This is a genomic window from Aeromonas sp. SE22, assembly GCF_038739755.1.
Lineage (GTDB): Bacteria > Pseudomonadota > Gammaproteobacteria > Enterobacterales > Aeromonadaceae > Aeromonas > Aeromonas jandaei.
The window spans coordinates 296,141-308,572 of record NZ_JBCGFD010000003.1; the positions used below are offsets into that span (position 1 = coordinate 296,141).

Consider the following 12,432-nt stretch of genomic DNA (forward strand, 5'->3'; position numbering starts at 1 on the left):
CGCCGCCGGACGGGAGATGGACAAGGCATCACCCGAGGGATTGGCGGCAAACGGGGCGCAGCTGTATCAGCGCGCACGGCTCCCTGTGAGCGGGCCGGTTTGGCCGGGGCACAGGGTCAGGCAAGGCGGCAGGAGACGGGCAAGCTGAGGCTTGCCGCTGCCGCAAGAGAAGATCTTTCTAGTGGCGCAGCACCGACAACATCAGGTGTCGGCGTGGCCAGGAGGGGGGATGGGTACCGCGGGAGCGCAGGAAGGGATCCCGCAACCAGTTATCAAGCAGTGACGCTGCGACGTTGCTGCCAAGCAGCAGGGGGAGGATCAGCAGGGCGACCAATACACCCAGCAGAGCCATCGCCCCGAAGGAGAGAGCATTGACGCCAGTTTGCATCTGGCACTCATCGCTCACGGCTGACCCATCGTCTCCCTGATGGCAGGAGAGGGTCATGCCATCGCCCGGGTGATCCATGGCGGGCATTGCATGAGAGATCTCGCCATCCGCCATCGCCATGGATGAATCGAACATCACCATCGGCAGGGGGCTGTTTTGGGTCGTCTCGGAGGAGAGGGGAGAAGCATGCCAGCTGATGCAGAGAGTCAGATTGCACACGAGCAGCAGCGCCAGCAACAGCCGGGCCAGTGCAACGCTGGGCAATCTTGCAGCAAGCTGGATGAGTGACAAACTGGATATCCTTCTGGATCAGATGGTTGGACTGTAAACCTTGCCACAGGGATAAGGTCAAGGTGCGCACCTTGGCGTCATGGGCAATGGGATAAAAAATACCCCCGCAGGTGCGGGGGTAGGGGTTATCAGTGAACAGGCTCGGTCTTACTGCTTCGCGCCTTTTTCCGAGCCTCGCATGATGAGGCGGAAGAAGAGCGGGATAAAGAAGATAGCGATAAAGGTCGCGGCCAGCATGCCGCCGATGACCGGCCAGCCGAGGGCGTGACGGCTCGCCGCACCGGCGCCGCTGGAGGTGACCAGTGGCACACAGCCGAGGATGAAGGCGAGCGAGGTCATGACTATGGGGCGAAAACGCAGGCGTGCCGCCTCCAGTGCCGACTCGATGAGGCTCATCCCCTCCTCGTGCTTCATCACCGCGAACTCCACGATAAGGATGGCGTTCTTGGCGGCAAGGCCGACCAGCGTGACCAGACCGATCTGGAAGTAGACGTTATTGGTCAGACCCACCAGCCAGGTGGCCAGCAGAGCGCCGAACAGGGCGAACGGGACGGCGGTGATCACCGCAAAGGGCAAGCTCCAGCGCTCATACTGGGCGGCCAGAATGAGGAAGATCATCACGATGCCGAAGCCAAAGGCCATACCTGCACTGCCGGCAGCCGCCTTCTCCTGATAGGCGGAGCCGGTCCACTCCAGCTTGGCGTCGTTGCCAAGGGTGTTGTTGGCCACCTCTTCCAGCGCGGCGATGGCCTGACCCGAGCTGTAGCCCGGCGCCGGTTGCGCCATGATCTTGGCCGCCTGGAAGATGTTGAAACGCTCTACCAGCTCGGGGCCGGTGGCGTCACGCACTGTGACCAGACTGCTCAGCGGGATCATCTCCCCCTTGTTGGAGCGGACATAGACATTGCGGATGTCGCTCTTCTTGGCGCGGTAGTCCGCCTCGGACTGCAACTGTACCCGGTAGGTGCGGCCAAACTGGTTGAAGTCGTTGACATAGACCTGACCGAAGGTGGCCTGCATGGTGTCGAACACCGCATTGATGGGCAGCCCCAGCGCCTTGGCCTTCTCCCGATCCAGGTCGAGATAGACCTGCGGCACGTTGGCGCGGTAGGTGGTGGTTACGCTGGCAAACTCCGGGCGCTCCTTGGCCGCTTCGAGGAAGCGCTGCACTTCGGCCGAGAACTCCTGGGCATTGCCCGAGCCGCGGTTCTGCAGATACCCCTCAAGGCCGCCGGTGGTGGACATCCCCTGAATGGGCGGCGGGTTGAAGGAGGCAACGAAACCGTCCGCCAGCCCCATCATGCTCATCCCCTGCAGGGTTTTGGCCAGCGAGAAGGAGTCGGCTCCCGCCTCTTTGCGCTCGCTCCAGTCCTTCAGGGTAATGAAGGTGAGGCCGCTGTTGCTGACGATGGCGCTGGAGAGGATGTCAAAGCCCGAGAAGGTGATGACATCCTTCACGTTGGGGTTGGCCATGGCGATCTTGTCGAACTGGTTGGCGACCGCCTGGGTACGGGTCATGGCGGCGGCATCCGGCAGCATCACTGCGGAGATGAGGTAACCCTGATCTTCGTTCGGGACCAGCTCGCCCGGCACCTTGAGGAAGAGGCCGTAGATGGAGAGCAGCAGGACGGCGATGATGCCAAAAGCCACAGCCACCCGACGGTTGAGGAAGGCCACGCCGCGCACATAACCACGGGTCAGCTGATCAAACTTGTCGTTGAACCAGACGAAGAAACGGGCCGGTTTGTGGTGCCCCTCTTTGAGCAACACGGCGCAGAGGGCCGGAGAGAGGGTCAGTGCCACCAGACCGGAGATGGCGACCGACACGGCAACCGTGATGGCGAACTGCTTGTACATCACCCCGGTCATGCCGCCCATAAAGGCGACCGGCAGGAATACGGCGCAGAGTACCAGCACGATGGCGACCACCGGGCCGGAGACCTCCTGCATGGCGAGAATGGCCGCCTCTTTGGGCGAACACTTCTTCTCCTGCATGATCCGCTCGACGTTCTCCAGCACCACAATGGCGTCATCCACCACGATACCGATGGCGAGCACCATGCCGAACAGGGTGAGCAGGTTGATGGAGAAGCCCAGCACCAGCATGCCGGCGAAGGTACCGATCAGCGATACCGGCACCGCGATGCAGGGGATCAGGGTGGCGCGGAAGTTCTGCAGGAACAGATAGACCACCACGAACACCAGCACGATCGCCTCGAACAGGGTGTAGACCACCTCCTCGATGGAGATCTTCACGAACTCGGTGGTGTCGTAGGGGATCTGGTACTCCACATCCTGCGGGAAACGGGCCTTGAGCCGCTCCATGGTGTCGTGCACCGCACCGGCCACCGCCACGGCGTTGGCGCCCGGTTGCAGGTAGGTGGCGATACCGATGGCCGGTTTGCCGTTGGCCCGTGCCAGTACGTCATAATCCTTGCCGCCGAGCTCGACCCGCGCCACATCCTTCACCCGGATCTTGGAGCCGTCAGGCATGGAGCGAACGATGATGTTTTCGAACTCCTTGACGTCCTCGAGGCGCCCCTTGGTCTGCACCGTGTAGGTGAAATCGACCGGAGCCGAGGTAGGCTGGGCGCCGATCTTGCCCGCCGCAAACTGGGTGTTCTGCTCGCGAATGGCGCCGATCACATCGCTCGGGGTGAGTTCGAGCTGGGCCAGTCGATCCGGTCGCAGCCAGATCCGCATGGCGTAGTCGGTACCGCCAAACAAGGTGGTATCACCGATGCCGGGAATCCGCTTGAGCTCGTCAATGATGTTGAGCAGGGCGTAGTTCGAGAGATAGGTGGTATCAAACGAGCCGTTCGGCGATTGCAGGGTGACCACCTGCAGGATGGCGGTCGACTTCTTCTTGACCGTGACCCCCTGCTTTTTCACCTCTTCCGGCAGCTGGGCCATGGCGGCCGAGACCCGGTTGTTGACGTTGATGGTGGCCTGATCCGGGTCGGTGCCGATCTCGAAGTAGACGTTGAGGTTCATCTGACCGTTGGAGGCCGATCCCGACTGCATGTAGATCATCTGCTCCACGCCGTTGATCTGCTGCTCAAGCGGCGCGGCAACGGTCTGGGAGATCACCTCCGGGGTGGCGCCCGGATAGAAGGCGGTCACCGAGACCACCGGCGGGGTGATCTGCGGGTACTGCTCGATGGGCAGCGATCGCATCGCCGCCAGCCCGCCCAGCACGATAATGATCGAAATCACGCTGGCGAAGATGGGGCGTTCGATAAAGAACTTGGAAAACATGCGAACTCCTTACTTGGCCGCGGACTGTCGAACCAGCTTGGCACTGATGGCCTGCATCTCTTCGGCAGAGACCGGCTTGACCACGCTGCCGGGTCGGGCCTTCATCAGCCCCTCGACGATGTAGTGCTCGCCCGGCTCAAGGCCGCTGTCGATCAGCACGCCATCGGCAACTACGGCGCCCAGCTTGACCGGACGGGGAACGACCTTGTTGTCGGCATCCACCACCATCACCATGCGGTCAGCCTGGGACTGAACGATGGCTCGCGGCGGCACCACGATGGCGTTTTTGCGGGTGCCCAGATCGATGGTCATCCGCACGAACTGGCCCGGCATCAGCACGCCATTTTTGTTGTCGAAGATGGCGCGGGCACGGATGGTGCCGGTCTGCGGATCGACCCGGTTGTCGGAGAAGTTGAGCTTGCCCGCTCCGGGATAGACGGAGCCGTCAGCCAGACGGATGTGGGTGCGCCAGTTGGTGGCATCCTTGGATTCGATCAACCCTTTTTTCACCGAGTTTTCGAAGTTGAGGCGATCCTGCTCCGAGTAGGAGAAGTTGACGTAGAGCGGGTTGTACTGGGTGATGGTGGTCAGCAGGCTGCTGTCGCCACTGGTGGAGATAAGGCTGCCCTCTGACTGGGAGCTCTTGCTCGCCATGCCGTCGATGGGAGCGGTCACCTGGGTGTAGCTGAGGTTGAGTTCGGCCTCTTTGACCTTGGCCTGAACGGCCTGCAGACTGGCGACGGCCGCCTCGTAGTTGGCGAGGGTATCGTCATAATCCTTGCGGCTCACCACCTGACGCTTGAAGAGCGGGATGATGCGATCCCGATCGGCGCGCGCCTTGTTGAGACGGGCCTGCTCCTGGGCAAGGGAGCCCTTGGCCTGTTCGAGGGCCACCTTGTAGGGCTCGGGGTCGATGAGGAACAGCTGCTGACCGGCGGTGACCGGCTGGCCCTCGACATAGGTGCGCTTGAGCAGAATGCCGCTCACCCGCGAACGCACTTCGATTTCACGAAAACCGGCGGTCTCGCCCACCATCTCGGTGGTGAGCGGCACATCGGTCAGGGTCACTTCATTGACCACGACAGGGAAGGCCGGAACACTCTGGGCCGCCGGGGTGGATTCACCGCCACAACCGCTCAGTCCGCCGAGCAGTGCCAGAGTCAGCATGGCGCGCTTGAGCGGGGCATCTGCACCTGCCCTGCCAATCTCTTTGCTGGCACCATAGCGGCGAGGGTGTCCGGTATTTTTCTCCATCTGGATCATTAACGTCATGATAAAAAACAGCTTCTCTTGGGGTGGAAGGGCGATGATAGGCGGGCAACCTTGAACCGAACCTTCTCAAGGGGACAATTTGTCCCCAAGTGACGAGGTTTCGTGCTGTTTTGATGGAAAAAGAGGGAGTTAGCTGCGCTGGTCGAGCGCGGCCAGCAGCATGGCACTACTGTGGTGGGGGCGGTAACCGTTGATGGCTGCAAGTCGTTCGCTGGTGTGGCCGTGGCCAACCAGACGCCCTGCTTTCAGCTCGATCAGGGTGGTGAAGTTGCGTCTGACAAATTCGGCGTCGTGACTGATGGCCACTATGGTGGTGCCCTTCGCCCGCTCGCTGGCCAGCCAGCGTTCCAGAATGGCCAGCCAGCGGGGATCGAAATCCCGGCTCGGTTCGTCGAGCAGCAGCAAGGCGGGCTGCATGGCATGGAGGCAGGCCACCGCCACCATGCGCCGCTGACCGGCATCGAGATCGAGCGGATGGGAGGCCGCCCACGTTGTCAGCTCGCACTCTTCCAACGCGGTGGCGACCCGCAGCCGGATCTCCTCGCGCGGCAGTTTCTGCAGGCGCAGGCCAAAGGCGATTTCATCCTCGACCCGACTGTGAAACAGCTGACGCTCAGACTCCTGAAACAGAAAGCCGATCTGACTGGCACGGGCCAGTGCCCGCTGCTTGCAGAGCGCCTTTTGTTGCCAGCTGACCGTGCCCGAGGTGGGGGCCAGCAGACCCGCCGCCAGTCGCAGCAGGGTTGACTTGCCTGCGCCGTTATCCCCGACGATGGCGACCTGCTCCCCACTGGCAATTTGCAATGTGATGTCGTGCAGGCAGGGATTGTCCGGTGCCCATGAGAAGCAGAGGTGGTCAAAGCTCAGCATAAAACTCCCGCAACATGGCCAAGGGGTAGGGGTGATGGCGCGGGTCGCGCACCTGTAGCGTCTCGCGCAGGGAGTCCGGCAGGATCACCCGCCCGGGCAGATGGGGCAGCATCTCGCCGAGCTCACCGCAGGCCAGCTGGCGGCCATGGTCGAGCTGCAGGAATCGCTCGCAGAAGTGAGCGGCCGGAAAAAGCCGCTGCTCCAGCAAGATGACGCTGCAGCCGCTTTCCTCGCTGTAGCGGCGGATCTGGCGCAGCATGGTTTGGGTTGCCGTCGGGGTCAGACGGCTAAAGGCCTGATCGAGGATCAACAGCTTGGGAGCCATCGCCAGGGCACAGGCCAGCACCACGCGCTGTGCCTCGCCTCCCGACAGGTCGAGGGGATGGCGGGCTGCCAGCGCCTCGCAGTGACAGAGCGCCATTGCATCGGATACCCGCCGGTTGACTTCATCGGGCAGCAACCCGAGATTGGCCGGGCCAAACGCCACCTCATCGGCGACCGAAAAACAGCAGCCGGAAAATTGCAGATAAGGGGATTGCTGTACCCACTGACGCACAGCCGCATGGTGATTGAGCTGGCCGCTATCATGGGGCTGCCCGAGAATGACGCCCTCTCCCGCCAGCGTGTCGAGGTGCAGCTGGGACCAGCCCCCCGCCAGCAGCTGGGCCAGCAGGGATTTGCCTGCCCCGTTGCCACCCAGGATGGCTAGCCATTCGCCCTCTTTCAGCTCGATATCGAGTGGGCCCAGTTGAAAGTGGTCAGGGTGGGCCGCATGGCCGATGGTCAACCCTTGCAGCGAGATCATGGCCACCACCTCCAGACAATCTCCAGCACTACCAGCAACAGCAACAGATAGCGCAGTAGCGGCTCATAACGTTGCTGCGGGATCTCCGTCATGCGGGTGCGAGCCGGCTGGCAGCGAAAGCCGCGCAGATCCAGCGCCATGCTGCGGGTGGCCAGCTCGCTCAATGCCTGCCCGACCAGCGGCGAGAGCAGCGGGAGCGTGGCCTTTAGCCGGGCCAGCGGATTGCCGTCAAAGGGTACGCCGCGGGCTAGCTGGGCCTCCCTGATAGCGCGCAGCTGGTGGCCAAGCTGCTCCTTGAGCAGCAGCGGGCCGCAGCAGAGGTAGGAGAGGGCGATGGGCAGCCGGCTGGCAAAGAGCGCATGAACAAACCGCTCGGTCGAGACCGCCCAGAGCCAGAGCTGGGCGCTGGCCAGACAGGCGAGCAGCCGGCACCAGAGGGGCAGAATGGGAAACGCTTCGCTGGCTGGAACCGCTGGCATGCCGAGCAGGATCCGCAACCAGGGGCCGTGTACCAGATAGAGCCCCAGTCCCAGCGGCAGCATTACCGCCAGCACCAGCTTGAGCCGGGCGCGGGCACCCGGCAGCAGCACCAATGCGAGCAGCGGCAGCAGGCTCCAGCCCCAGAGCCAAGGGGGCGGCAGCACGCTGGCCGTGACCGAAAACCAGAGCCAGAGTGCGAGGGAGGTAAACGGGTGCATCAGCGCACGGCTGCCATCTGCGGGAAGTTGCGCAGGGTGCGCTGCGGCAGGCGGCGTACCAGCCCCCAGGCGATCAGCACGGTCAGCAGCTTGTCCAGCAGGTTGGTACCCAGCACTGTGACGGCGACCGACTCCTGCAGATCGCTCCCCATGGCGTGCAGGTAGGCAACCACAAAATCAGCACCGCTGCCGGTGGCGCCACCAAACAGGTAGGAGCGGATGGGTATGGCCACCAGGGTGAGCGCCAGGGTGATCACCACGCTGCTCACTACCACCTTGGGCAGATTGTTGAACCAGCCGGCCCGTGCCAGCAGACCGGCACTGAGGCCAATCATCATGGCGACCGGGGCAAAGGCCGCAGCGATGGGGCCGGTGAGCAGGCCCCACAGCAGGTTGGTGAGCAGACCGGTGGCGATCGCCATCCAGGGGCCCGCCAGAATGGCGCAGAGCACAGTCCCGATGGAGTCGAGGAAGATGGGCAGCTTGAGCATGGAGACGGCCTGTCCCGCCACCATGTTGATGGCGATGCAGATGACCATAAAAGCCAGGTTGTAGCTGGAGAGTTTACTGACGGACATAGTGATCCTCACAAGGTTCTGGGGGTAATGAGCAGCTCTTCATAACCGGATTGGGGGCAGGGGGCACGGCCAAAACGGTACGCCTCCAGCTCTCCGACTACCAGTTCGAGGGTGGTGCGCACCCGGCAACCGGGCAGCACGTGGCCGCCGCGCATCAATCCCTGCTCGTCAGAGATGGAGAGATGCAGGTGTTCGCACTCCGGATCCAGGGTGCCGCCAAGGGCGATCACCTCGAAGGCCCCCTCCAGCAGGGTGCCATCGGGCTGGGCGGCATAGCGCAGGTTGGCGTGGGTCAGGCTGCCGACCGCCCCGGCGATCCAGGCCGCCTGCAGGCCGTGTCGGGCCATTTGGGCGCGCAATCCGGCGATAAGATCCTCCCCCGGCAGCAGGCGCAGGGCCAGAAAACGGGCGGGGGAGAGAGGAAGGTGAGTTGGGGTCACTGCTGGCACTCCTTGCTGCAAAAAGAAGGTGCCCTGAGGCACCTTGTCTGGATAGGCTGTTTACGCCCTTTTATCGCAGGCAACCGCGAGCCGCTTCACAGATTGGCGATATCATTGCGGCATCAGGCGCCACATCAGGCGAAGCAGGCCCAGATGGGGGCGTGGTCGGAGGGTTTCTCGATACCGCGCAGCTCGTAGTCGATGCCGGTCTCGGTCACCTTGTCCTTGAGAGCATCGGAGGCCATGATGAGGTCGATGCGCAGGCCCCGGTTCTCGTCAAAACCCTTGGAGCGGTAGTCAAACCAGGAGAAGCGCTCGCACTCGGTGGGGTTGGCGGCGCGGAAGGTGTCGGTCAGGCCGAACCCTTTCAGGCGCTCCATCCATTCACGCTCGATGGGCAGGAAGGAGCACTTGCCATCCCGCAGCCAGCGCTTGCGATTGGCTTCGCCGATGCCGATGTCGAGATCGGTGGGGGAGATATTCATATCCCCGATCAGCACCAGCTGGTCATCCGGGGTGTGGTTGGTCTCGAGGTAGTGCTGCAGGTCCTCGTAGAACTTCTGCTTGGCCGGGAACTTGGTTTCGTGATCCTGACTTTCACCCTGCGGGAAGTAGCCGTTCATCACCTTGATGAGGGAACCGTCTTCGCGCTCGAAGGTGGCCATGATCATCCGGCGCTGGGCCTCTTCATCATCGGTGGGGAAGCCTTTCTCCACCTTGACCGGCTTCTGCTTGCTCATGATGGCCACCCCGTAGTGGGCCTTCTGGCCGTGAAACTCCACGTGATAACCCATGGCCTCCACATCGGCCAGCGGGAAGGCTTCATCGTGCACCTTGATCTCCTGCAGGCCGATCACATCGGGCTGGTGCTTGTCGATGATGGCTTGCAGTTGGTGCAGGCGGGCGCGCAGGCCGTTGATATTGAAAGAGATGATCTTCATGTCCGGGATGCTCATGTCATTTTTATAAGTCGCTATTGGACTAGGAATCGGCGGTGGATGCAAGTTCGGGGCGCGGGCCTGCGCCAGTGGCCGGCCCGCTTGGCAGGGAGAGACGTCAGCGAGTCATCTTCTTGACAAACACCACCACAAACAACGCCAGCGTGAAGCTGCCGGTGAAGGCCTCGAAGGCGGCAAAGAGGCGCGAGAGGCCGATGGGGGTGAAGTCGCCGTAGCCCAGGGTGGTGAAGGTGACCACGCTGTAGTAGAGGCACTCCAGCAGAAAGATGGCGTTCTGCTCGAAGGGGGCGCCCGGGTGATAGGCGAGATGATTGCCGTTGAAGCTCAGGCCAAAGAAGAAGTAGAAGATGCTGCAGATAAAGATGAGCAGCAGGGAGAAGAGCACCACCCGCATCGGGGCTTCACCGTAACCGCAGAAGAGATCGACTATCCAGGAGGTGAAACGCTGGCTCGACCAGAACGGCAGTTGCAGCCGGCGCATGGTGAGCTCCTGCTGGATATAGTTGCCGGACATGGTGAAGATCCCCTGCGCCTCGGAGGCTTTGCGCAGATCCCGGTAGGTCTCTTCGGCCTCCTTGAACCAGACTCTGGCCTGCTCGGGATCCCGCTCGCGGCGCCCCTTGCGATCCTGCATCACCCGCTTGCCGGTCTGCATGTTGTCGAGCCGGGTATTGTGCCAGCGAATACCGAGCAGGTTGACGTCGTCGAGGATGGCGCAGTGCAGGTTGGCATCGCTGAGATCGGCCTTCATCAGGCTGCCCCCCTTCATGCGCAGACCATAGAGGTGACCACCCCGCAGGTTGGCGCGATAGAGGTTGCACTGCTCCAGCAAAAATCCCTGTTTGGACCCCTTGTTGACCAGATTGAGACCGGCCAGATTGGCGCGGACCAGCTGCAAGCCGTGGCAGAGGCCGCCAGCGCGGACATACTGCTCAAGCGCCTCTGCGGTGTGGGGATCCTGTTTATTGGTATGCGGGTCGTGCCAGTGGCAGAGATCGTGCTCGCCAGCCTCCTCGTTGCAGTGGCGGCCATCGGCCACCAGATAACGACATATCGCCATCCTTGTTCCCCCTCTGCTGCCAGTCTGGTTTCAGCATAGGTGCCCCAAGGGGAGTACGGGGTCAGCTGAACTGGTTGAACTCCTGACGCAGCTTGCGAAAACGATCCTGCTGGGCGGGGTTGAGGGGGATGCCGTCGAGCATGTCCAGAGTGTCCTTGCACTCGGTACCAAACTCCGGGCTCTTGCGGTTTTTCTGCATCAGTTGCAGCAACACCTGAATTTTGTTGAGGGCGGCACCGGTGTTGGCTGGGGCCCGGCGCAGCGCCTCGCGAAAGTGACCGAGCGCCTGTTCCAGCTCGCCCGCCTGATAGGCCTTGATGCCCAGTTCGTTGAGCTGCTGGTAGCGCTGACGGCGCTCGAGCACTGTCTTGTCATCCCGGGTCGCCTGAATACAGGTGGTGAGCAGGTGATCCTCATCCTCGGCCAGCAGGCTTTGCAGACTCTCGGCATATTCGAACTCGCCGAGTTGATAGAGGGCGAGGATGGTCTCCCCGAGCAGGGTCGGGGGCATGGTGGCCGGTTCGTCGAGCCAGTTCTGGTTGGCGCGATAGAGCATCTTCTTGCCCTTGAGCAGCTCCCCCAGCGCAATCTGCACCCGCGCCTGACAGATCTGCTCGAACACCGGGTAGTTGAACTCCGACATCATCAGCGAATCGCGGATGCGCGACAGGGCCGAGTTGACCTGCTTTTGCAGGTTGGCGATGTGGTAGCTGTCGTTGCTGTTGAGGGCATAGAGGGTCAGGGTCTGGATATAGGCCCCCAGATAGTGGGGGGTGCGGTGAATCGAGTTGCGCGACAGGTCGATGAGAGAGAGCAGTACATCCTTGGCCTGAGCGTAATCGTGGCGCAGCAGGCACACCTCGGCCAGTCGGCGAGCCAGCTGGACTGACTGGGGCGAGATGTCGACGGCCCGCTTGAGCTCTTGCTGGGCTACCTCATCGTTGCCAAGAGCGAGCTGGGACTCTGCCAGCCAGCGGTAAGCCTCCACCATCAGAGGGGTATTCTTCAGGGTCGCCTGCAGGTGGCTGACCGCCTCTTCATGGAGCCCCAGAGTGTTGCACGCCTTGCCCAGCGTCAGGCGGGCCCAGCTGTTCTCCTGCCCGGCCAGCAGCTGGCGCATCAGGGAGCGCGCCTCCTGAGCCTGCCCCAGCTTGAGATGGGTATCGGCCTGCAGGCAGCGGCAGTAGTTGGCATAGCGTGGAACCTTATCGGCCCGCTCGGCACAGGCGGTAATCAGCGCGGGCAGGTCATCCTCCGCCATGGCGCTAAAAACGCTGGCGAGTGCCTGACGGCGGGCGAGGGCCCGTTTGATGCGAAACGAGAACTGCTCCTGGGAGAAGGGCTTCATCAGGTATTCGTCGGGCTCGGCTTCCAGCGCGCTCAGCACCATGGCGCGGGAGCTGTCGCCGCTCACCATGATCACCACGCTTTGGGGAGGAACCAGATGCTGATCCCGCAGGCTCTCCAGCAGCTGGCGGCCATTCTCGCCGACCCCGAGATCGTAATCGATGAGATAGATGTCAAAACTGCCCTTCTGGCAGCGACGGCGCGCATCCTCGGCGCTGTTGGAGAAGGTGATGTTGCTGATGCCGATATTGATCAGCATCGCCTTCATCATGACCTGAAACGAGCGTTGCTCGTTGACCATCAGAATGCGCTGGGGCTTGGCTGGGCTTTTCTTTTCGGGCTCGGTATCCGGTATCTGCATCTGTCTGGTCGAGGCGCTACGGGCTGATGGGGAAAGTGTGCCACCAAAGCGGCTGAAGAGGCAATTGGCCAAGTTGCCGTTTGTATACCTTGCTCTGCTGTCGTC

General features: G+C 62.3%; 11 protein-coding genes. All 11 read right to left on the reverse strand.

The genetic code is table 11. The annotated features are described in order from the left end of the window. Positions 1 to 178: 178 nt before the first annotated feature. The 11 genes from AAHA39_RS08310 to AAHA39_RS08360 all read right to left on the reverse strand — a co-directional run bounded on the left by AAHA39_RS08310 (position 179) and on the right by AAHA39_RS08360 (position 12,327). Complete coding sequence (locus AAHA39_RS08310) at positions 179 to 679, reverse strand: hypothetical protein (RefSeq protein WP_320656223.1); 501 nt, start codon at positions 677 to 679, stop codon at positions 179 to 181. A gap of 147 nt (positions 680 to 826) precedes the next feature. Further along, the gene (locus tag AAHA39_RS08315) at positions 827 to 3,937 is read right to left on the reverse strand and encodes an efflux RND transporter permease subunit (RefSeq protein WP_043849532.1); all 3,111 of its coding nucleotides are present in this window, start codon (positions 3,935 to 3,937) and stop codon (positions 827 to 829) included. A gap of 9 nt (positions 3,938 to 3,946) precedes the next feature. Continuing rightward, a complete protein-coding gene (locus AAHA39_RS08320; RefSeq protein ID WP_320656259.1) occupies positions 3,947 to 5,104 on the reverse strand; it encodes an efflux RND transporter periplasmic adaptor subunit in 1,158 nt (385 codons plus the stop codon). Between the two features lie 234 nt (positions 5,105 to 5,338). After that, entirely contained in the window at positions 5,339 to 6,079 is a 741-nt protein-coding gene (locus AAHA39_RS08325; protein ID WP_320656222.1) for an energy-coupling factor ABC transporter ATP-binding protein, read from the reverse strand. Next, entirely contained in the window at positions 6,066 to 6,884 is an 819-nt protein-coding gene (locus AAHA39_RS08330; RefSeq protein ID WP_320656221.1) for an energy-coupling factor ABC transporter ATP-binding protein, read from the reverse strand. Before AAHA39_RS08330 ends, AAHA39_RS08325 begins: the two co-directional genes overlap by 14 nt. Next, positions 6,881 to 7,582 (reverse strand): energy-coupling factor transporter transmembrane component T, encoded by a 702-nt coding sequence (locus AAHA39_RS08335; protein WP_320656220.1) that lies wholly within the window; start codon positions 7,580 to 7,582, stop codon positions 6,881 to 6,883. The genes AAHA39_RS08330 and AAHA39_RS08335 overlap by 4 nt, the downstream gene beginning before the upstream one ends. After that, positions 7,582 to 8,160 carry an ECF transporter S component gene (locus tag AAHA39_RS08340; RefSeq protein WP_320656219.1) on the reverse strand — a complete coding sequence of 193 codons (579 nt, stop codon included), beginning with the start codon at positions 8,158 to 8,160 and terminating at the stop codon, positions 7,582 to 7,584. The genes AAHA39_RS08335 and AAHA39_RS08340 overlap by 1 nt, the downstream gene beginning before the upstream one ends. 8 nt (positions 8,161 to 8,168) lie before the next feature. Then, a complete protein-coding gene (locus AAHA39_RS08345; RefSeq protein ID WP_041208634.1) occupies positions 8,169 to 8,600 on the reverse strand; it encodes a PPC domain-containing DNA-binding protein in 432 nt (143 codons plus the stop codon). A gap of 134 nt (positions 8,601 to 8,734) precedes the next feature. Continuing rightward, positions 8,735 to 9,541 carry an exodeoxyribonuclease III gene (gene xthA, locus AAHA39_RS08350; RefSeq protein WP_005337776.1) on the reverse strand — a complete coding sequence of 269 codons (807 nt, stop codon included), beginning with the start codon at positions 9,539 to 9,541 and terminating at the stop codon, positions 8,735 to 8,737. 115 nt (positions 9,542 to 9,656) lie between these two features. Beyond that, entirely contained in the window at positions 9,657 to 10,619 is a 963-nt protein-coding gene (locus AAHA39_RS08355) for an ion channel (protein WP_279007789.1), read from the reverse strand. 61 nt (positions 10,620 to 10,680) lie between these two features. Continuing rightward, positions 10,681 to 12,327: a response regulator gene (locus tag AAHA39_RS08360; RefSeq protein ID WP_320656218.1), complete on the reverse strand. Its 1,647-nt coding sequence runs from the start codon at positions 12,325 to 12,327 to the stop codon at positions 10,681 to 10,683. Positions 12,328 to 12,432 lie beyond the last annotated feature (105 nt).